This window comes from Defluviimonas salinarum (assembly GCF_026013545.1).
GTDB lineage: Bacteria > Pseudomonadota > Alphaproteobacteria > Rhodobacterales > Rhodobacteraceae > Albidovulum > Albidovulum salinarum.
In genome coordinates, this window is record NZ_JAPDOG010000009.1 from 79,699 (window position 1) to 100,710 (window position 21,012).

Here is a 21,012-nt window from a genome sequence, read left to right on the forward strand (position 1 = left end):
GAATGGCGACCATATTGCTTTCGGCCGCCGGGGCCGCGATCGGTTCGGGATTTGGCGGGTCGGTACTGGGGCTATCCGGCGCCGTCATCGGGCGTGCGGTCGGTGCGGTGGTTGGCAACTTCATAGACCAGCGCCTGCTGGGAACGGGATCGCAGGCGGTCGAAACCGGCCGGGTCGACCGTTTCCGTCTTACCGGTGCAAGCGAGGGCGCTCCGATCGGTCAGCTCTGGGGCCGGATGCGGGTGTCGGGCCAAGTGATCTGGGCGTCGCGCTTTCACGAGCGCGCGGCAGCGTCGGGCGGCGGAGGCGGCAAAGGCACTCCTCGGCCCGCAGCGCCGGAGGTTACGGAGTACTCGTACACGGTGAGCCTTGCCGTGGCGCTCTGTGAAGGAAAGATCACGCGCGTGGGCCGGGTCTGGGCCGACGGTGTCGAGATCTCCCGAGATGACGTGAACATGCGGGTCTATGCCGGTGGCGAGAACCAGCTGCCCGATCCGAAGATAGAAGCGATCGAGGGTGCCGGGCGGGTTCCGGCGTACCGAGGGACGGCCTATGTGGTCTTCGAGGAACTCGAGCTGGGGCAGTTCGGCAATCGAGTGCCGCAGTTCAGCTTCGAAGTCCTGCGTCCGGCACAGGGGCCCGGAATCGACAAGGTGACGGATCTTACGCGGGGTATCAGCGGCGTTGCGATGATCCCTGGCACCGGCGAGTATGCGCTGGCGACAACCCCTGTCCACTACGCGACCGGGGTCGGGAAGAACGTCTCGGCCAACATCCACACACCCACAGGCAAGACGGACATGGCAGTGTCCCTCGACATGCTGCGCGAAGAGCTGCCGGGCTGCGGTTCGGTTTCGCTGGTCGTGTCTTGGTTCGGGAGCGATCTGCGCTGCGGCCAGTGTCGCGTGAAGCCGAAGGTCGAGGACAATCGTTTTAACGGGGTCGGAATGCCGTGGCGCGCGGCTGGCATCTCGCGGTCGAGCGCCGAGGAGGTGATCCGAGGCAATGATCGGCCGGTCTATGGCGGCACTCCGGCCGATGTTTCGGTCGTGGAGGCCGTCGCGGCGCTGCGGGAGCAGGGCAAGGCGGTTGTCTTCTACCCGTTCATCTTGATGGAGCAGATGGCCGGAAACAGCCTGCCGGATCCCTGGAGCGGAGCGTCGGGTCAGCCCGTACTTCCCTGGCGCGGGCGGATTACGCTGTCGATCGCTCCGGGGCGGGCCGGGAGCCCGGACCGGACTGCGGCTGCCGCCGCCGAGGTTTCGGAGTTCTTCGGAACGACGCAGATCGAAGATTTTTCGGTGGTCGGTACGACCGTCACCTACACCGGCCCGGAAGAGTGGTCCTACCGGCGTTTCATCCTACACTACGCGCATCTTTGCGCGGCGGCAGGTGGAGTGACGGCGTTTTGTATCGGGTCGGAGATGCGCGGCCTCACGCAGATCCGCGGCGCGGGGGACAGCTTTCCGGCGGTCACCGCCCTCAGGGCGCTTGCTGCCGACGTCCGCTCGATCCTCGGGCCATCCGTGATGATCGGATATGCCGCAGACTGGTCCGAATACTTCGGTTATCAGGACGGAACCGGCGATCTCTTCTACCACCTCGATCCCCTGTGGGCTGATGCGAACATCGATTTCGTCGGGATCGACAATTACATGCCGTTGGCTGACTGGCGCGACGGCCATGATCACGCCGATGCGCATTGGGGGTCGATCTACAACCTCGACTACCTGAAGGCCAACATCGCCGGGGGGGAGGGCTACGATTGGTACTATGCCAGCAAGGCCCATCGCGACGCGCAGATCCGCACGCCGATTACCGACGGCGCCTATGGTGATCACTGGATATGGCGCTACAAGGATATTCGCAGGTGGTGGGAGAACCCGCATCACAACCGGATCGGGGGGGCAAAATCACTCACGCCGAGCCCGTGGGTGCCGCAGTCGAAACCGATCTGGTTTACCGAATTTGGCTGCGCGGCCATTGAGAAGGGCGCCAACGAGCCCAACAAGTTCCTCGATCCGAAGTCCTCGGAATCGGTCCTGCCTGCCTATTCGAACGAGCGCCGCGACGACTTGATGCAGATGCAATACCTGCGCGCGATGATCGACTATTGGAACGATCCGGCGAACAACCCGATTTCCGAGGAATATCTGGAGCCTATGATCGACATGAGGCGGGCTCACGCGTGGGCTTGGGATGCGCGTCCGTTTCCGCAGTTTCCGGCGCTTGAGAACATCTGGTCTGACGGGGACAATTATGCGCGCGGTCACTGGATCACGGGACGCGCCTCGGCCCAGCCGCTCTCCAGCGTCGTCGGGGAGATCTGCGCGCGATCGGGGCTTGCGTCCGTCGACGTCTCCGGGCTCTACGGTCTGGTCCGAGGCTACCAAGTGGCGGATGTTGGAAGCGGCCGGGCGGCGCTGCAACCTTTGATGCTCAGCTATGGGTTCGACGCGCTTGAACGGGGCGGAGTTCTCACGTTCCGCATGCGCGATGGCTTGGCGGACGCTGTGATCGGCGCCGACCAGCTGGCCGTCGGCGGCGACACCAACGGGTGGGTCGAGACATCTCGCGCCACAGAGGTCGAAATCGCGGGCCGGGTTCGGCTGAACTATGTCGAGGCGGACGGCGACTACGAGGCACGAGCCGTCGAGGCGATCTTTCCTGACGAGGAGGCGCGCACGACGACGCAGTCGGACGTCGCGCTTGCTCTGACGCGGTCGGAGGGGCAGGGGATCGTCGAGCGCTGGATGAGCGAGGCTCGGGTCGCGCGTGATGGCGCGCGGCTCGCGCTTCCACCATCTCTCGGCCATCTCGGCGCGGGTGACGTCATCTCGCTGGACGGTGGCGGGCTGTACCGGATCGACAGGGTCGAACAGGCGGGGAAAATTGAGGTCGAGGCCGTCCGGGTGGAGCCGGCCGTCTATCAGCCGTCAGACGAAGCGGAGGAACGCGTGACGCCGCGCGCCTTTGCCGCGCCCGTGCCTGTCTTTGCTCTGTTCATGGACCTGCCACTGATGAGCGTTCAGGAAGCGCCGCATCGGCCCCATGTCGCGGTCACAGCCTCGCCCTGGCCGGAGGCGGCGCTCTACGCGTCAGACAGCGATTCTGGGTACCAGCTCAATCTTCTCATCAAGGCTGCGTCGGTGATCGGTCAGACCGAAAACGTCCTGTATCGGGCACAGCCCGGGCAGTGGGACCGGGGGGTGCCGTTGAGGGTGAAGGTGAGCGGCGGAACGCTCAACTCCGTCAGTCCGAGCCAGATTCTCAATGGGGCGAACGTGATGGCGATCGGAGACGGAGCCTCTGCGAACTGGGAGCTCTTCCAGTTCGCGGAGGCCGCGCTGATCGCAAAGGACACCTACGACCTGTCGATGCGTCTTCGTGGGCAGGCGGGTAGCGATGCGATAGCGCCCGACGCGTGGCCGCCGGGAAGCTATGTCGTTCTGATGAACGGGGTTCCGCAGCAGATCAAGCTCTCCGTGGCGGAGCGTGATCTGGCCCGGCACTACCGGATCGGCCCAGCGAAGCGCGGCTATGGCGATCCGTCCTATGTCCACCGGGTTGAAGCTTTCACCGGAATCGGGCTTCGCCCGCTGTCCCCTGTTCATCTTAGAGCACAACGGAACTCTCTGAGCGATCTGGACATCGGTTGGATCCGTCGGACGCGTATCGACGGGGACAGCTGGTCTGGTTTCGATGTGCCGTTGGGCGAGGCGCTGGAGATCTACGAGCTTCGCATCGTGCAGGGTGCAGCCACCCGGCGCACCGTGACACTTGCCCAGCCCAGCTGGACCTACCCGGCCGGTCTACAAGCCCTCGACGGGGTCAACGCTCCGTTCGAAATCCATGTCGCCCAGTTGTCCGACCAGTTCGGAGCGGGCCCCTTCACGAGGATCAGCGTCGATGTTTAACACGAACCAGCTTGGTTTGCCGCTTCTTCAGCCCGCACAGGCTCAGAAGCACGTGACGATGAATGAGGCGCTTACCCGGCTCGACGGCCTCGTCTCGTTGACCCTGGTCTCGCGCAGCGTAACGATCCCGCCCGCGATCGTTGTCGATGGCGCGTGCTACGGTGTGCCTGTCGGTGCAGTGAACGAGTGGTCGGGTCAGGACGGAAATGTGGCGATTGGTACGAACGGTGGGTGGGAGTTCGCCGAACCTCGACGGGGCTGGCGGACGGTGATCCTTGACGAGGGTGCGCAGGCGCTACATGACGGCTCTGGGTGGCGCGCCGGGATGATGACGCTGTCGCCCTCAAATGCCGGCTTGAGCTTCGCCGTGGCGGAGACAGACCACGTGATTACGGCCGGTTCGGTCTCGACGACGTCGGCGATAATCCCGCCCAATTCCGTGGTAGTCGGTGCGACGGCGCAGGTGATTGCAGCGGTCACGGGATCTCTCACGAGTTGGTCTCTCGGCAATCCCGGAGCAGCCGGGCGCTACGGGTCGGGGCTGAGCCTCAGTGTGGGTTCTTGGGCGCGGGGGGTTCTGGGGCAGCCAACAGCGTTCTACGCGCCCGAGGTAATGCAACTCGATGCGGCGGGAGGCACGTTCTCCGGCGGAAAGGTCCGCATCGCGGTCCACTACATGGAAATCGCCGTTCCGAACTTGTGACCCGTGCGCACTTTGACCCATGGCGACGTGGCCGCGGCCGCGCGTGCGGTATTGCACTTACCCAGAGAAGAATGGCCCGGGGCGGTATGGCGATTCCTCGAGTGCGCCCATGCGGCGGATCTGTTCCGCAAGCGCCATGGACGCAACCATCCGCTCTGGGGAAACGGCAGCCTCTCGGCCGCGACGCCGCCCAATGCGCGACTCGCACCTGAACCGTTCCTTTCCGAACTTCGATATCTGGAAGCGATGGCGTCCGTGTTCGATGTGCTACTCGACTGGCGTCGTCGCGAAGTGTGATCCACGCCTGGCGCTGCCTCTTCCAGTTTCACGCACCGATCCTATCTGCTATATGTTGACTGGAAATCGGAGGAAGCTGTCATGGCCGAAACAAAACCGAAAGTTGCGCAGGTTGATCCGGTCTGGTCGCATATCTGCGAGGAGGCGCGAGCGGCAGTCCGCGACGAACCGCTCCTCGGCGGATTCATTCATTCAGGTCTTCTGCACCACGCCACCCTGGAGCGGGCGCTCGCGTACAGGTTCTCGCTCAAGCTCGCCTCGGGCGAGATGAGCGAGCAGATACTGCGCGAGATTGCCGACGAAGCTTATGCTGACGATCCGGAAATCGGCCAATCGGCGCGGGCCGATATTGTCGCGGTCTATGACCGTGACCCGGCATGCCATCGCTTCATGCAACCGATGCTTTTTTTCAAGGGTTTTCAGGCCGTCCAAGCCTACCGGATAGGTCATTGGCTCTGGACGAACGGTCGGCGCGATGTTGCGTATTTCGTCCAGATGCGCGTGAGCGAGGTCTTTGGCGTCGATATTCACCCGAATGCCCTTATCGGTAAGGGGATCATGATCGATCACGCTCACTCGATCGTCATTGGTGAGACGGCGGTTGTAGGCGACAATGTGTCGATGCTGCATTCGGTCACACTTGGCGGAACCGGAAAGGAGGACGGCGACCGGCATCCGAAGATCGGCAATGGCGTCCTGATAGGTGCGGGCGCCAAGATCCTTGGCAATATCCGTATCGGCGACTGCTCGCGCATTGCGGCCGGATCGGTGGTTCTACACGAAGTCCCGAGAAACACCACGGTTGCCGGTGTCCCCGCAAAGGTGATCGGCGAGGCCGGCTGCGCCCAGCCTGCTCTGACGATGGATCAGGTCATCGACGACGGCGTCTGAAGGCATCCGGACGACGGCAAAGGCCGGGGCGCAGGGCCCCGGCCTCTTTTTCAAGCAAGCATCGCCATCGGATTTTCGAGGTTCTCGATAATAGCCTTGAGAAGCTCAGCGCCGAGTGCGCCGTCGATTACCCGGTGATCGACCGAAAGCGTCATCGACATCACAGTGGCCACGCCAATTTCGCCGTCGGCTTTCACAACCGGCTTCTTGACGCCGGCCCCCACGGCAAGGATTGCGCCGTGCGGTGGATTAATGACCGCGTCGAAGTTGTCGATACCGAACATGCCGAGGTTGGAGATCGCGAAGCTGCCGCCCTGGTATTCATGCGGTGCGAGCTTGCGAGAGCGGGCTCTGCCGGCGAGGTCTTTCATCTCGGACGACAGCGCGGAAAGCGACTTTTGGTGCGCATCCTTTAGCACCGGAGTGAACAGCCCGCCGTCGATCGCGACGGCGACAGCAACGTCCGAAGGCTTGAGTTTCAGGATCCGGTCACCGGCCCAAACCGCGTTGGCATCGGGCACCGCCTGCAACGCGTTGGCGCACGCCTTGATGATGAAGTCGTTGACGGAAAGCTTGACGCCCCTGCTTTCGAGCTGCGCGTTGAGCTGACCGCGAAACTTCATCAGCGCATCGAGTTGCACGTCGCGGCGAAGATAGAAGTGCGGGATCGTCTGCTTGGCTTCGGTAAGCCGGGCAGCGATGGTCTTCCGCATCCCGTCGAGCGGCATCTCCTCGTAATCGCGGCCCTCGTACAGCTTCGCAACGCTCGCCGCCGACGGCCCTGCGGGCATTGCCGCCGGTGCGGATGCGGCTGTCGCTGGGGTTTGCACCGCTGCGGTCGGCGTCTTGGTGGCCGGCGAGGACGAAGCGGCCTCGACATCAGCCTTCACAACGCGCCCGTGCGGGCCAGAGCCGGTCAGCGCCGAGAGGTCGATGCCCTTCTCTTTTGCCAGACGCCGCGCGAGCGGCGAAGCAAGGACGCGTGCGCCGCCCGACACCGCCGCGGCCGGAGCCGCCGCAGTTGGCGTCGCAGGCGCTGCCGGAGCAGCGGCCGGCGCAGCCGCCGGCGCCGCCTTGGCGGCAGGAGCCGCATCGGCGCTCTCGCCTTCCTCGACCAGGACCGCAATGGGCGTGTTCACTTTCACGCCCGACGTGCCTTCCGCGACCAAGAGCCTGCCGACGATGCCTTCGTCGACCGCTTCGAACTCCATCGTGGCCTTGTCGGTTTCGATCTCGGCCAGGATATCGCCGGACGACACGGTGTCGCCCTCCTTCACGAGCCATTTGGCGAGCGTGCCCTCCTCCATCGTCGGAGACAGCGCCGGCATCAGGATTTCGGTTGCCATGTGTTTGCCTCCTTACCGATAGGTGACTTGCTTCACCGCCGCCACAACCTCATCCGAGGTCACGAGCGCCAGCTTTTCGAGGTTGGCCGCATACGGCATCGGCACGTCCTTGCCGGTGCAGTTGATGACGGGCGCGTCGAGGTAGTCGAAGGCCTCTTGCATCAGGACCGCCGAGATGTGGTTGCCGATCGAACAGACCGGCCAGCCTTCCTCGACCGTCACGCACCGGTTGGTCTTCATTACCGATTTGATCACGGTTGCCGTGTCGATGGGCCGGAGCGTTCTGAGGTCGATGACTTCGGCGCTGATCCCCTCCGCCGCGAGCTTGTCGGCGGCTTCGAGCGTGTGGCTCATGCCAATCCCGAACGACACAAGCGTCACGTCCGTCCCCTCGCGCCAGACCTTCGCCTTGCCGAAGGGAATCGTGAAGTCTTCGAGATCAGGCACTTCGAACGAGCGGCCATAAAGGATCTCGTTCTCGAGGAAGATCACGGGGTTCGCATCCCGGATTGCGGTCTTGAGCAGACCCTTGGCGTCAGCCGCCGAGTAGGGTTGCACGACCTTGAGACCCGGAATTTGCGCATACCATGCCGCGTAATCCTGACTGTGCTGCGCGGCCACGCGGGCGGCGGCACCGTTCGGACCGCGGAAGACGATCGGGCAACCCATCTGGCCGCCCGACATGTAGAGGGTCTTCGCCGCCGAGTTGATGATGTGGTCGATCGCCTGCATGGCGAAGTTGAAGGTCATGAACTCGACGATCGGACGAAGCCCGCCGAAGGCAGAACCCACGGCGATGCCGGCGAAGCCATGCTCGGTGATCGGCGTGTCGATCACGCGCTTTGATCCGAACCGGTCGAGCAGGCCCTGGCTGATCTTATACGCGCCCTGATACTCGCCGACCTCCTCGCCCATGAGATAGACGTCGGCATCGCGCGTCATCTCTTCTTCCATCGCCTCGCGCAATGCCTCGCGCACCGTCATCGTCTTCATCGCCGTGCCTTCCGGCCAGTCGGGAGACGCGTCGACCACGGGCGCCGCGGGAGCCGCGGTTGCAACGGCCGGCGCCGGGGCAGGGGCTTCGGCGGCCGGCGCAGCGGCTGCGGCGGAAGGCGCGGCATCGGCGCTCTCGCCTTCCTCGACGAGAACCGCGATCGGCGTGTTGACCTTCACGCCCTCGGTCCCCTCGGCAACAAGGATCCTGCCGACGATACCCTCGTCGACGGCCTCGAACTCCATTGTCGCCTTGTCGGTCTCGATCTCGGCGAGGATCTGACCGGACGACACCGTGTCGCCCTCCTTCACCAGCCACTTGGCGAGTTTGCCTTCCTCCATCGTCGGGGAAAGCGCCGGCATCAGAATTTCGGTAGCCATATGCGTGTCCCCCTTACGCGTAGATATCGGTCCAGAGCTCCTCGAGCGCGGGCTCGGGGCTCACCTTGGAGAATTCGGCCGCCTCGTTGACGATCGCCTTGATCTCCTTGTCGATGGCCTTCAGATCGTCTTCGCTCGCATGCTTGCCCTGCAGCAGAAGCTCGCGCACGTTCTCGATCGCGTCACGCTCCTCGCGCATCTTCTGCACCTCCTCGCGGGTCCGGTACTTGGCCGGATCCGACATTGAGTGGCCGCGGTAGCGGTAGGTCATGACTTCGAGGATGTACGGGCCCTTGCCGGCGCGGCAATGCGCCACCGCCTTTTCGCCCGCGGCCTTCACGGCCAGCACATCCATCCCGTCAACGGTCTCGCCCGAGATGCCGAAGGCGAGGCCGCGCGTATGCAGGTCCGGCGTCGACGTGGAGCGCTTCTGCGACGTGCCCATCGCATACTGGTTGTTCTCGATCACGAAGATCACCGGCAGTTGCCACAGCGCGGCCATGTTGAAGGTCTCGTAGACCTGGCCCTGGTTCGCCGCGCCGTCGCCGAAGTAGGTGAAGGTGACGCGGCCGTTTTCCTTGTACTTGTCCGCGAAGGCGAGACCGGCGCCGAGCGGCACCTGGGCGCCGACGATGCCGTGACCGCCGTAGAAATGCTTCTCCTTGGAGAACATGTGCATCGAGCCGCCCTTGCCCTTGGACAGCCCGCCCTCGCGGCCTGTGAGTTCGGCCATCACGCCCTTGGGGTCCATGCCGCAGGCCAGCATGTGGCCGTGGTCGCGATAGGAGGTTATCCGCTTGTCACCTTCCTCGGCAGCCGCCTCGAGCCCGACGACCACCGCCTCCTGGCCGATGTAAAGGTGGCAGAAACCACCGATCAAACCCATGCCATAGAGCTGGCCGGCCTTCTCTTCGAATCGCCGGATCAGAAGCATCTCGCGGTAATACTTCAGCAGATCTTCTTTGGATGTGTTTGATGTTGCGGCGCTTTTTCTTGCGGCCATGCCGAGAACCTCCCAATGGCGAGAAAGTAGTTCAACGTTAAACTACCCTATAGCGCAGTTTGCGAAGAATCGCGAGCAATATTTGTGCGCGCCATTCATTGCCGGATCTGGCCAGGAGCAAGGCCCGTGCCGCGACTCCGAGGCAGAACGCCTGTGCTGTCACTCGCTGAAAGATATCCTGAATCTCGTGCGGCACAACATGGTCAACGGCGATCCCGCCGCCACCGCAGGCAAGCGTTTCCCGACTTCGTATTCGGGCAGGGGCCTGACGGGATGGGCGGGCGGAATTTGCCGATGTCTACGGCACGGCAAAGGACTCCCGCCGACCCTTCGCCGCATGATCGCACTCATGTCTTCGGACCTGACGCGTGGAGCGGCTGCGCCGAAGCGTCAGTGGATGACGATCTCGTCGGCGCGGATCAGGCCGAGCACGTCGCGGGCGCGCTCGTCCAGCAGGTCGAGGTCGAGGTAGTCGTCCGAAAGGCGGCGGGTCAGATTCTCCATCCGCGCCACCTCGATCTTCAGCCGGTCGCGCTCGGCCGTCAGCGCCGCCTTCTCGGCCGTCGCCTGGACCCGGCGGAACACCCCGTAGTCACCCTGGACGGCGGCGAAGGTGAAATAGAAGCCAAGTCCCGATGCGAGGGCGAAATAGACGACGACGCCAAGGGCGGGACGGCTCCGCGATACACTCATGATCTGCCTCTTCGCGCCGCCTTCGTCGGACGGCTGCGAGAATCATGGCACAAGTGATTCGCGAAGGGAATCCCTCGCATCGCGTTTCGCCCCGCCGGCGTTGTCAGCCGGCCACCGAGGCGTCGCGGATCGACTGAATCGTGGCGTCGAGCGTGCGGTTGAACTCGGCGTCGTCCTGCTTGGCCGAGAGCCCCTCGGTCAGCGCGCGCGAGAAGCTGGCGATCATGCCGGCGTTCTGCGCCAGGAGCGCGTTCGCCTCGTCGCGCGAATAGCCGCCCGACAGCGCGACGACGCGCATCACCCGCGGATGGTCGATCAGCGGCTTGTAGAGATTGGCCTTGGTCGGCAGCGTCAGCTTCAGCATCACGTCCGCGCCTTCGGGCAGCGCGTCGAGCTGCTTTTTCAGCTCCGCGAGCAGGATGTCCTCCGCTTCGGCCTTGTCGGCGATCGAGATCGTCACTTCCGGCTCGATGATCGGCACCAGCCCCTTGGCCAGCACCTGGCGGCCGAGGTCGAACTGCTGCGCCACGACCGCCGCGATACCCGAGGCCGAGGCCGCGCCGATCACCGAACGCTCCTTGGTGCCGAAGATCCCCGCCTTGACCGCCCGGTCGAGAAGCGCGTCGAGCCCGCCGATCGGCTTCATCAGCTGCACGCCGTCGGCCTTGTCCTCGAGCCCCTTGTCGATCTTGAGGAACGGTACCACGCCACGCTCTTCCCACAGGAACTGGGCGGCGGGCTTGCCGCCGATCTCGCCGTCCATGGTCTTTTCGAACAGGATCGCGCCGATCACCCGCTCGCCGGTGAAGGCGGGGGCCGTCGCGATGCGGGCGCGCATCTGGTGGATCAGCGCGAACATCTCGTCGTCGTTCGACCAGGCGCCTTCTTCGACGCCGTAGAGCTTCAGCGCCTTCGGTGTCGAGCCGCCGCTCTGGTCGAGCGCGGCGATGAAGCCCTTGCCGGAACGCATCTGTTCTGCCTGATTTTGCCGTGCCATGTCCGTCTCCGCGCGAAAGCTTGAAATGCAATGGGCGCGCCGCACGCCCTTCCATCGCTTCTAGGCGACAGTCGGGTCGCATGCAAATGTGGTGGCGCTAACGCGCGCGAATGCCGCCGGACCGCAGGAACAGCCCCGCGATCCGCGTCGTCAGTGCCCGCGGCGAGAGCCGCGGCGCCGCCGCGAAGAACCGGTTGAACGATCCGGTGACGCAGATCCGACGGCCGCGCTGCATCGCCCGCCAGCCGGCCCGGGCGACCGCGCCGGCCTCTGCCACCGGCAGGACCCGCAGCAGAAGCGCGTTTTCCATCTGCGCGACGCTCTGGAACCCGGTCGCCGTCGCGCCGGGGCAAAGCGCCGTGACGGTGACGTTGCCGCCCCGCAGTTCCTCGGCCACCGCCTCGCTCAGCGACAGGACATAGGCCTTGGTCGCGTGGTAGACGGCCATGTTCGGCCCCGGCATGAACCCCGCCGTGGAGCCGACGTTCAGGATCCGCCCGCCGCCTTGCGACCGCATATGGCCGACCGCGTGCTTCATCAGGATCGTGAGCGCCATGACGTTGACCGCGATCGAGGCCAGTTCGCGGGCCAGGTCGGTCTCGGCGAAGGCGCCGTTCAGCCCGAACCCGGCATCGTTGACCAGCACCTCGATCTGGCGCCGGTGCGCGGCACGGCGCCACAGTGCGTCGACCGCGGCGGGATCGGACAGGTCGGCCGGCATCACCTCGACCGAGATCCGATGGCGGGCACGCAGCTCTTGCGCCAGCGACTCCAGCCTCTCGGCGCGGCGCGCGACGAGGATCAGGTCGCGCCCCTCGGCCGCCGCGATCCGCGCGAACTCGCGGCCGAGACCGTCCGACGCCCCGGTGATCAGCGTCCATTTCGCCGCCATGTTTATGCTTTCCTGATCCCGCCAGATTTCTGCCCCCTTTTATCCCGCCGCCCGAGGCAAAACTGTGGCGGTCCGGGGCGAACGTCGCGTCATCGTGCGGGTTTGCCGGCGCGCCGTATGCGCCTACGCTGCCTCGTGACGCTTCTCACTGCGACTGGAGAACAGAATGCAGGATCAGACCACGAGATTCGAGCGGTTCCGGGCACTCCACGCCCGCGAGGGGGCGTTCGTCGTCGGCAATGCCTGGGACGCGGGCTCGGCGCGTATCCTCACAGATATCGGCTTCGAGGCCCTGGCGACGACCAGCGCGGGCTATGCCTTCTCCACCGGGCGGCGCGATTCTTTCGCGGCGCTGACGCGCGAGGAGATCCTGCTCAATGCCGCCGCAATCGCCCGCGCGACCAACCTGCCGGTGACCGCCGATCTCGAGGACGGCTTTGGCGCGGCACCCGAGACCTGCGCGCATACGGTCACGATGGCCTGTGACCTCGACCTCGCGGGCGGTTCCATCGAGGACGCGACCGGAGATCCCGGCGATCCGATCCATCCGTTCTCCCTCGCCGTCGAGCGGATCCGCGCGGCGGCCGAAGCGGTGCGCGGGCGGCCATTCCTGCTGACCGCGCGGGCCGAGAACTATCTCTGGGGACGGCCCGACCTTGACGATACGATCCGCCGCCTTCAGGCCTTCGCCGAGGCCGGGGCGGATGTGCTTTTCGCGCCCGGCCTGCCCGATCTCGATGCGATCCGCACCGTTTGCCGCTCGGTCGACCGGCCGGTCAATGTCGTGGCCGGCCTCTCGGGGCCGGCCTGCTCGGTGGCCGACCTCGCCGCCGCCGGCGTACGCCGCATCAGCGTCGGCGGCTCCTTCGCCCGCGCAGCACTCGGCGCCTTGGCCCGGGCCGGACGGGAGGTGCTGCACGACGGCACGTTCGGCTATGCCGCCGAGGCGATCCCCGACGCGGAGGTGGCGCGTCTGATGTCGCAGGAGCGCGGCGGCCGCCGGGTATGACGCGCCGCCGCGCGGGGCAGGGCGGCGCTGCCGGCCTCAGTTCTCGAGCGCCGCGACGCCCGGCAGGACCTTGCCTTCCATCCATTCGAGGAAGGCGCCGCCCGCGGTCGAGATGTAGCTGAAATCCTCGGCCACCCCGGCCTTGTTCAGGGCCGCGACCGTGTCGCCGCCGCCGGCGACCGAGACCAGCCGGCCGCCACGGGTGAGTTCCGCCGCTTTCTGCGCCGCCATCGTCGTCGCCGCGTCGAAGGGCGGGGTCTCGATCGCGCCGAGGGGGCCGTTCCAGATCAGCGTGCGGCAGCGGGCGAAGACCTCGGCGATCAGGTCCACCGTATCCGGCCCGGCATCGAGGATCATCTCGTCGGCCGCACACTCGCCGGCCGCGACGGTACGGTTTTCCGCCCCGGCCTTGAACTCCTTGGCCACCACCACGTCGGTCGGCAGGTGGATGGCGCAGCCCGTGGCCTCGGCCTTGGCGAGGATTTCCCGTGCGGTCTCGGCCATGTCGCGCTCCGCGAGCGATTTGCCGACCTCTATCCCCTTGGCGACGAGGAAGGTATTGGCCATGCCGCCGCCGATGACGAGATGGTCGACCTTCTCGACGAGGTTGCCGAGCAGATCGAGCTTGGTCGAGACCTTGGCGCCACCGACGATCGCCACGACCGGCCGCTCCGGATTGCCGAGTGCCGCGTTCAGCGCCTTCAGTTCGGCCTCCATGAGCCGCCCGGCGCAGGACGGCATCCGGTGCGCGATGCCCTCGGTCGAGGCATGGGCGCGGTGCGCGGCCGAAAAGGCGTCGTTGACATAGACCAGTCCGAGTGCCGCGAGCGAGGCGGCCATCGTCGGGTCGTTCTTCTCCTCGCCGGCATGGAAGCGGGTGTTTTCGAGCAGCAGGACGTCGCCTGGCTCCATCGCCGCCACCGCCTTCTTGGCCGGCGCCCCGATGCAGTTATCCGCGAAGCCGACCGTCTGGCCGAGCGCCGCCTCGAGCGCGGGCAGCGTGACCCTGAGGCTCATCTCGGGCACGACCTGGCCCTTAGGCCGCCCGAAATGCGCCAAGAGCACGACCTTGCCGCCCTTCTCCTGGATGTCCTTCACCGTCGGCACGATCTTCTCGATCCGCGTGGCGTCGGTGACGCGCCCGGCCTCGACCGGCACGTTGATGTCGACGCGGACCAGAGCGACCTTGCCCTTGAAGTCCATGTCGTCGATGGTTTTCCAGCTCATCAAGAGAATCCTTTCGGGCCGTGCGTTTTTTCAAGACTTACGCGCCAAATCGCCCGAAGCATAGGCGAAGGTCAACCGACCGGAACGCTTTGGCCTTTTCTTGGACCGCGCCGCGCTCTAGGGTCGCCGCCGAAATCGAAGGAGGCGTTCATGCCAGAGATCAAGGATCCCGAAAACACCATCATCATGACGCTGAAGAACGGCGACGTGGTGATCGAGCTTCTGCCCGACGTCGCGCCCAAGCATTCGGCGCGCATGAAGGAACTCGCCCGCGCCGGCAAGTACGACAACGTCGCCTTCCACCGGGTGATCGAGGGCTTCATGGCCCAGACCGGGGATGTCCAGCACGCGAACATGGAACAGAACTACAACCCCGGCCGCTGCGGCACCGGCCGCTCCGACCTGCCGGACCTGCCGGCCGAGTTCTCCAAGCTGCCGCACGATCGCGGCACGCTCGGCGCGGCGCGGTCGCAGAACCCGAACTCGGCCAATTCGCAGTTCTTCATCAACTTTAAGGACAACCACTTCCTCAACGGCCAGTACACCGTCTACGGCCGGGTGATCTCGGGGATGGAGCATGTCGACAAGATCGCCCGCGGCGAACCGCCCGCGTCGCCCGACCGGATGATCGCGGTGAAGGTCGCGGCCGATGTCTGACGCCCGCGTCATCATCGGCGGGATCGCCGCCGCCGCCGTGGCTGTCGGCGCCGCGTTCTTCCTCTATGTCAAGTCCACCGGCAGCGCCTCGGCGGCCGAGGACGGACCGGGCCCGAACCTCGTGATCGAGGTCGCGGGCGAGGCCAACGGCAAGGTCACGGTCGACCTTCTGCCCGACATCGCGCCGAAGCACGTCGCCCAGGTCACCGAACTGGCGCGTCGCGGCGCCTATGACGGCGTCGTGTTCCACAGGGTGATCGAGGGCTTCATGGCCCAGACCGGCGACGTCCAGAACGGCAAGGCCGGCGGCGACCTGGCGCTCGCGGGCACCGGCGCGTCGGACCTGCCGAACATCCCGGCCGAGTTCTCCGAGCATTCCTTCATGCGCGGCGTCGTCGGCATGGCGCGGTCCGCCGATCCCGACAGCGCGAACTCGCAGTTCTTCATCATGTTTGCGCCCGGCGAGTTCCTGAACGGTCAGTACACCGTGATCGGCCATGTCATCGGCGGCATGGAAGTGGTCGACGCGATCAAGAAGGGCAATCCCGACCTGAACGGCGCGGTGAGCGAGCCCGACCGCATGGTCACGGTTACGGTCGAGGAATAACACGACTTTTCACCTTCGGGTGAGACCGGCGCCCCGGCGCTGGAAAAACGCCCCCGCCCGCGCCAGAGTGCCGGGCGGGGGTTTCCATGTCCGCGATCCGCCTTCTGGCCGGGTTGGCCCCGGCCTCGTCGCAGTCTTCGCGCTCGCCGCCGCCGCGCTCGCCGCGCCGGACCGCTGGCGCGCCGAATGGCCGCGCACCAACTTCTCCCGCGCATCGGTGCCCTTCGCCGAGATCCTCTCCGGCGGCCCGCCGAAGGACGGCATCCCCGCGCTCGACGGCGCAAGGATGATCCCTGTCGGCTCCGAGCGCCGCCTCGACGACCGCGAGCCGGTGATGGTGCTCGAACTCGGCGAGGCCAAGCCGCGCGCCTGGCCGATCCGCTACCTGACCTGGCACGAGATCGTCAACGACGAGGTGGCGGGCGTGCCGGTGGCGGTGACCTTCTGCCCGCTGTGCAACGCCGGGATGATCTTCGACCGCCGCCTCGGCGGGCAGACCCTGAGTTTCGGCGTTTCGGGCAAGCTCCGCCATTCCGACCTCATCATGTACGACCGCCAGACCGAGAGCTGGTGGCAGCAGGCGCTGGGCGAGGCGATCGTCGGCAAGTTGACCGGGCGCAAGCTCACCCAGCTTCCGGGCTGGATGGAAAGCTGGGGCGCGTTCCGCGCCCGCAACCCCGACGGGCTGGTGATGGACGAGCCCGACTGGACGCGCAGCTACGGCCGCAACCCCTATGCCGGCTACGACAGCCTCGCCCGGCCCTTCCTCTACAATGGCGAGATGCCGCCCCACGGGATCGAGCCGCTGTCCCGCGTGGTGCGCGTCGGCAACCGCGCCTGGCCGCTCGAACGGGTGGCGCGGGCGGGCGAGATCGCCGAGGCCGGGGTGCGGATCAGCTGGAGCCGGGGCCAGGCGTCCGCCCTCGATTCCGGGCGGATCGCCAAGGGCCGCGAGGTCGGCAACATCCGCGTCCGTGACGCGGTCAGCGGCCACGACGTCGTCCATGACGTCATCTTTGCCTTCGTCTTCCACGCTTTCCACCCGGACGGCAGATGGATGCTCGGCAACTGACTCGTTTCTGATTGCGCGCCTGCGGCGCAAGACTTTCCTCTCGTCGTCGGCCTTCCGGCCTCCTCCTCGGCGGCCTCCGGCGGGAGTATTTTAAGACAGAAAGTGACGCATCTCCGCTCACTTTCTGTCTTCAAATACTCTCGGGGGGAGCCCCCGACCTGTCGGGGGCGTGGGGGGCAGACAGCCCCCCGCTCCGCCGGGGCATCAGCGCATCGTTACCGTTGCCGCCCAGACGAGGCCGTAGAGCACCGGCTGATGGATGAGATAGATCGCAAGGCTGTGGCGCCCGGGCCAGGCGAGCGCCTGCAGCGAGGCGGCGGACAGGCGCCCCTCCACCCGGCGCAACCGGTCCCAGAGATCTGCGCGCCCGGCCAGCCGCGCGAGCGCGATCCCGACGAGGCAGGGGGCGAGCCAGGGAAAGACCGGCACGAAATCGACCGACGGCCGGGTCGTCGTCGCGAGGCCGAGCCAGTGCAGCCACGGCGCCTCGAAGACCTCCGCGGCCGGCATCCGAGCGATGGCGAGGACCGCCGCCGCCGCCGCAAGTGTCAGGAGTGCCGGCAGGCGCAGGAATGCGAGCCCGATCACACTCGCCACGGCGATGGAGTGGAGGATGCCGAAATAGACGAACTGCTCGGGCAGCGCCATGTAGGTCGCCCCCGTGACCAAGAGGGCGGCGCCCGCGATCATCAATAAGCGGCGCCCGAAGGCGCGCGGGCGGATGCCCCGGCCATGCGCGAGCTGCAGGCTCACGCCCGCGAGGAAGAGGAAGCTGCCTGCGATGAGGCGCGCGAAGAGCACCCAGCCGCCGGTGGCAGTGGTGCCGGGCGCGAGATGGCCGAACATCTGCAGGTCGAAGGTGAAATGGAAGACCGCCATGCCGACCAGCGCCAGCGTCCGTGCGATGTCGAGCGTCGCGATCCGCTCCGGCCGTCCCGCCATCTCGGCTCCCATCTCCATCATCCCGCCCCGGCGCCCGGCCAGCCGGGTGCCGATCCGGCTCAGTCCAGCACGACGAGCGCGTGGCGCTTCTTGCCGGCGGTCAGCTTCAGCGGGGTGGCGAAATGGCCTGCGCCGAACATCTGTCCGGCATCGGCGGCGATCTCGTCGTTCACCCTTGCGCCGCCCTCGGCGATGAGCCGCTTGGCATCCTTGCCCGACTTCGCAAGGCCCGAGCGCACGAAGAGCTGGGCGAGGCTGATCCCGTCCGCAACATCCCCGGCCGAGAGCGCCAGCGTCGGCAGCTCCTCGCCGACGCCGCCGCGCTCGAAGACCTCGCGCGCGGTGGCCTCGGCCGCCACCGCCGCCTCGGCGCCGTGGGCGAGCGCGGTCACCGCGTTGGCGAGCACGATCTTGGCCTCGTTGATCTCGGCGCCTTCAAGCGCGCCGAGCCGGTCGCATTCCTCGACGTTGAGCTCTGTGTAGAGCTTGAGGAACCGCCCGACATCGGCATCGGTCGTATTGCGCCAGAACTGCCAGAACTCGTAGGGCGAGAGCATCTCGCCATTCAGCCAGACCGCACCCGACTGGCTCTTGCCCATCTTCTTGCCGTCCGAGGTGGTCAGGAGCGGCGAGGTCAGCCCGTAGACCTCGTCGTCGAGGATCCGGCGGGTGAGGTCGATGCCGTTGACGATATTGCCCCACTGGTCCGATCCGCCCATCTGCAGGAGGCAGCCGTAGCGCCGGTGCAGTTCGAGGAAGTCGTAGGCCTGCAGGATCATGTAGTTGAACTCGAGGAAGCTCAGGCTCTGCTCGCGGTCGAGCCGCGATTTGACGCTCTCGAACGACAGCATCCGGTTGACCGAGAAATGCCGCCCGATGTCGCGCAGGAAATCGAGGTAATTGAGCGTATCGAGCCACTCGGCGTTGTTGAGCATCAGGGCGTCGCTCGGCGCGTCGCCAAAGCTCACATAGGCCGAAAAGACCCGCTTGATGCCGGCGATGTTGTCGTCGATCTGGGCGGGCGTGAGGAGCGGCCGCTCCTCGGCCCGGAACGACGGATCGCCGACCTTGGTCGTGCCGCCGCCCATCAGGACCAGGGGCTTGTGGCCGGTCTTCTGCAGCCACCTGAGCATCATGATCTGGATCAGCGAGCCCACGTGCAGCGAGGGCGCCGTCGCGTCGAAGCCGATATAGGCCGGCACCACGCCCTTCGCCAAAGCCTCGTCCAGCCCCTGATAATCGGTGCAGTCGGCGAGGAAGCCGCGTTCCATCATCACGCGCATGAAATCGGATTTCGGGTGGTAGGTCATCGCGGTCTCGTCCATTCTCGTGCCGTAACCGCTATATCGGCGGGCGGGTCCGAGGGAAAGGGCATGATGAAGGCAAAGGCGGTCTGGGCTCTGGGTGCCATGTCGGGAACCTCGCTCGACGGGGTGGACGCGGCGCTGGTGAAAACCGATGGCGAGCGCATTCACGCCTTCGGCCGCACCGCCTACCGATCCTATTCGGATACAGAGCGCGGGGTGATCCGCGCCGCCCTCGGCCGCTGGCCCGGCGAGGCGGGCGTCGGCGAGGCCGCCGAGGTCGTCGAGACCGCCCATGCCGGGCTTCTCTCCACCCTCGCGGGCGAGACCGAGGTCGTTGGCTTCCACGGCCAGACGCTGGCCCATGATCCGGGCGGGCGCGGCACCCATCAGGCCGGCGACGGCGCGGTTCTGGCCGAGGTGCTCGGCCTGCCGGTCGTGTGGGATTTCCGCTCGACCGATGTGGAAATGGGCGGGCAGGGCGCGCCGCTTGCCCCCTTCTTCCATTTCGCCTGCGCGAAATGGATCGGCGCCACTCAGCCCCTCGCCTTCCTCAACCTCGGCGGGGTCGGCAACCTCACCTGGCTTGACCCGACCGCGCCCGCGCCGGACGCGCCCGGCGCCTGCCTCGCCTTCGACACCGGCCCCGCCAATGCGCCGGTCAACGATCTCATGCAGGCGCGGCGCGGCCTTGCGCTCGACGAGGGAGGCGCGCTCGCCGCCGGAGGCAAGCCCGACGAGGCGGTCGTCGCCCGCTTCCTCGATCACCGTTACTTCCGCAGGATGCCGCCGAAATCGCTCGACCGGAACGACTTCCACGGCCTCCTCGCCGCGGTCGAACATCTCGCCGACGCCGATGCCGCCGCGACCCTCACCGCCGCCGCCGCCGCCGCCGTGGCGCGGGGGGCCGAGCATTTCCCGGCCCCGGTCTCGCGGCTTCTGGTCACCGGCGGCGGGCGCCACAACGAAACGCTTATGGCGATGCTCGCGCGCCTTATGGACTGCCCGGTCGAGCCGGTCGAGGCCGCGGGCCTTGATGGCGACATGCTCGAGGCGCAGGCCTTCGCCCATCTCGCGGTGCGGGTGATGCGCGGGCTGCCGACTTCCTGCGCCACGACCACCGGGGTCGCGGCCGCGGTCGGCGGGGGGCGGGTCAGCCGGCCCGACGCCGCCGCTTCCGCGACTGGCTAAGCATCGAGCCGGTGTAGAGAACGAGCGCCGCCCAGATCATCGGGAAGGCCACGGCGCGGGCGCTGCCGAAGGGCTCGCCGAAGACGAAGACCGCGGTGAGGAAGATCATCGTCGGCGCGATGTATTGCATGATCGCGATGGTCGAGAGCCGGAGGAGCTTCGCGCCATTTGCATAGAGGATAAGTGGTATCGCGGTCACCACGCCGCAGCCGAGAAGCATCGCCGTGTCGAAGGGCACGCCCTGCAGGAAATGGCTCTCGCCCTTTGCGGCCAGCCAGATCACATAGGCAAGCGCCGGGGGCGTGAGCAGCAGCACCTCGAGCATGAAGCCCTGATTGGGTCCGATCGGCAGCTTCTTCTTGAGAAATGCGTAGCAACCCCAGGTCAAAGTCAGCGCCAGCGCGACGAAGGGCAGCCGCCCGGCCTCGACGGTCAGGATCGCCACCGCGACCGCGGCGAGACCGATCGCCAGCCATTGCGCCGGGCTAAGCCTTTCGCGCAGAAGCACCGCCCCGAGGAGGACCGAGAAGAGCGGATTGATGTAATAGCCGAGTGCTGCCTCGAGCGCCTGGCCCGAGCCGATCGCCCAGACATAGATGCCCCAGTTGAGCGAAATGAGCGCCGCCGTCACCACCGCCATCGCGACCATGCGCGGGCTGCGGAGTGCGGCACGCAGGTCCGCGGTGCGGCCGAGCGCGACGAGGATCAGGCCCGCGACCGGCACCGACCAGAGCACCCGGTGGGCGATGACCTCGGCCGGCGTCACATGGGCCAGCGCCTTCATGTAGAGCGGCAGGAAACCCCAGAGCAGATAGGCCGAAAGCGCGAAGCCGAAGCCGGCGAGGCTGTCGTCGTTCTTCGGGGCTTGAATCGGGGTATCGGTCATCGGC

At 66.4% G+C, this 21,012-nt stretch carries 19 protein-coding genes; 9 read left to right on the plus strand and 10 right to left on the minus strand.

From position 1 onward, the window contains the following. Positions 1–2: 2 nt before the first annotated feature. From OM960_RS11600 to cysE, 4 genes are all read left to right on the plus strand, one after another. Positions 3–3,917, plus strand: coding sequence for a baseplate multidomain protein megatron (locus OM960_RS11600; RefSeq protein ID WP_264772053.1), 3,915 nt, complete (start codon positions 3–5; stop codon positions 3,915–3,917). Further along, positions 3,910–4,620, plus strand: coding sequence for a DUF2793 domain-containing protein (locus OM960_RS11605; protein ID WP_264772054.1), 711 nt, complete (start codon positions 3,910–3,912; stop codon positions 4,618–4,620). The genes OM960_RS11600 and OM960_RS11605 overlap by 8 nt, the downstream gene beginning before the upstream one ends. 3 nt (positions 4,621–4,623) lie before the next feature. Next, the gene (locus OM960_RS11610; RefSeq protein WP_263336372.1) at positions 4,624–4,917 is read left to right on the plus strand and encodes a DUF7742 family protein; all 294 of its coding nucleotides are present in this window, start codon (positions 4,624–4,626) and stop codon (positions 4,915–4,917) included. 81 nt (positions 4,918–4,998) lie between these two features. Continuing rightward, complete coding sequence (gene cysE, locus OM960_RS11615) at positions 4,999–5,808, plus strand: serine O-acetyltransferase (RefSeq protein WP_264772055.1); 810 nt, start codon at positions 4,999–5,001, stop codon at positions 5,806–5,808. A gap of 50 nt (positions 5,809–5,858) precedes the next feature. Here the strand turns inward: cysE and OM960_RS11620 are convergent, their stop codons facing one another. The 6 genes from OM960_RS11620 to OM960_RS11645 all read right to left on the minus strand — a co-directional run bounded on the left by OM960_RS11620 (position 5,859) and on the right by OM960_RS11645 (position 12,113). Further along, complete coding sequence (locus OM960_RS11620) at positions 5,859–7,154, minus strand: pyruvate dehydrogenase complex dihydrolipoamide acetyltransferase (protein WP_264772056.1); 1,296 nt, start codon at positions 7,152–7,154, stop codon at positions 5,859–5,861. A 12-nt stretch (positions 7,155–7,166) separates the two neighbouring features. After that, complete coding sequence (locus OM960_RS11625) at positions 7,167–8,528, minus strand: pyruvate dehydrogenase complex E1 component subunit beta (protein WP_263336366.1); 1,362 nt, start codon at positions 8,526–8,528, stop codon at positions 7,167–7,169. 13 nt (positions 8,529–8,541) lie between these two features. Then, the gene (gene pdhA / locus OM960_RS11630) at positions 8,542–9,531 is read right to left on the minus strand and encodes a pyruvate dehydrogenase (acetyl-transferring) E1 component subunit alpha (protein ID WP_263336364.1); all 990 of its coding nucleotides are present in this window, start codon (positions 9,529–9,531) and stop codon (positions 8,542–8,544) included. A gap of 390 nt (positions 9,532–9,921) precedes the next feature. Beyond that, positions 9,922–10,224, minus strand: coding sequence for an FtsB family cell division protein (locus OM960_RS11635; RefSeq protein ID WP_263336362.1), 303 nt, complete (start codon positions 10,222–10,224; stop codon positions 9,922–9,924). Positions 10,225–10,327: 103 nt separating this feature from the next. Further along, positions 10,328–11,221: a fructose bisphosphate aldolase gene (locus OM960_RS11640; RefSeq protein ID WP_263336360.1), complete on the minus strand. Its 894-nt coding sequence runs from the start codon at positions 11,219–11,221 to the stop codon at positions 10,328–10,330. Between the two features lie 97 nt (positions 11,222–11,318). After that, a complete protein-coding gene (locus tag OM960_RS11645; RefSeq protein WP_264772057.1) occupies positions 11,319–12,113 on the minus strand; it encodes an SDR family NAD(P)-dependent oxidoreductase in 795 nt (264 codons plus the stop codon). Positions 12,114–12,279: 166 nt separating this feature from the next. Here OM960_RS11645 and OM960_RS11650 point away from each other — a divergent pair, with 166 nt between their 5' ends. Further along, positions 12,280–13,122 carry an isocitrate lyase/PEP mutase family protein gene (locus OM960_RS11650; protein WP_264772058.1) on the plus strand — a complete coding sequence of 281 codons (843 nt, stop codon included), beginning with the start codon at positions 12,280–12,282 and terminating at the stop codon, positions 13,120–13,122. Positions 13,123–13,158: 36 nt separating this feature from the next. Here OM960_RS11650 and OM960_RS11655 read toward each other — a convergent pair whose 3' ends face one another. Beyond that, complete coding sequence (locus OM960_RS11655) at positions 13,159–14,349, minus strand: phosphoglycerate kinase (RefSeq protein WP_264772059.1); 1,191 nt, start codon at positions 14,347–14,349, stop codon at positions 13,159–13,161. A gap of 150 nt (positions 14,350–14,499) precedes the next feature. On the opposite strand from OM960_RS11655, the gene OM960_RS11660 reads away from it, so the two are divergent. The 3 genes from OM960_RS11660 to OM960_RS11670 all read left to right on the plus strand — a co-directional run bounded on the left by OM960_RS11660 (position 14,500) and on the right by OM960_RS11670 (position 16,685). Beyond that, a complete protein-coding gene (locus tag OM960_RS11660) occupies positions 14,500–15,006 on the plus strand; it encodes a peptidylprolyl isomerase (RefSeq protein WP_264772060.1) in 507 nt (168 codons plus the stop codon). Then, positions 14,999–15,613, plus strand: a complete 615-nt coding sequence (locus OM960_RS11665) for a peptidylprolyl isomerase (protein ID WP_263336347.1) — start codon at positions 14,999–15,001, stop codon at positions 15,611–15,613. Before OM960_RS11660 ends, OM960_RS11665 begins: the two co-directional genes overlap by 8 nt. Before the next feature lie 67 nt (positions 15,614–15,680). Continuing rightward, positions 15,681–16,685 (plus strand): DUF3179 domain-containing protein, encoded by a 1,005-nt coding sequence (locus OM960_RS11670; protein ID WP_432759518.1) that lies wholly within the window; start codon positions 15,681–15,683, stop codon positions 16,683–16,685. Between the two features lie 204 nt (positions 16,686–16,889). Here the strand turns inward: OM960_RS11670 and OM960_RS11675 are convergent, their stop codons facing one another. Then, positions 16,890–17,645, minus strand: a complete 756-nt coding sequence (locus OM960_RS11675) for a heparan-alpha-glucosaminide N-acetyltransferase (protein WP_264772062.1) — start codon at positions 17,643–17,645, stop codon at positions 16,890–16,892. A gap of 41 nt (positions 17,646–17,686) precedes the next feature. Continuing rightward, positions 17,687–18,937: a tyrosine--tRNA ligase gene (gene tyrS, locus OM960_RS11680; RefSeq protein ID WP_264772103.1), complete on the minus strand. Its 1,251-nt coding sequence runs from the start codon at positions 18,935–18,937 to the stop codon at positions 17,687–17,689. 63 nt (positions 18,938–19,000) lie between these two features. Between tyrS and OM960_RS11685 the strand changes: the two genes are divergently transcribed. After that, complete coding sequence (locus tag OM960_RS11685; RefSeq protein WP_264772063.1) at positions 19,001–20,122, plus strand: anhydro-N-acetylmuramic acid kinase; 1,122 nt, start codon at positions 19,001–19,003, stop codon at positions 20,120–20,122. On the opposite strand, the gene rarD is transcribed toward OM960_RS11685, so the two are convergent. Next, positions 20,085–21,008 carry an EamA family transporter RarD gene (rarD, locus tag OM960_RS11690; RefSeq protein ID WP_264772064.1) on the minus strand — a complete coding sequence of 308 codons (924 nt, stop codon included), beginning with the start codon at positions 21,006–21,008 and terminating at the stop codon, positions 20,085–20,087. The genes OM960_RS11685 and rarD overlap by 38 nt on opposite strands. Positions 21,009–21,012 lie beyond the last annotated feature (4 nt).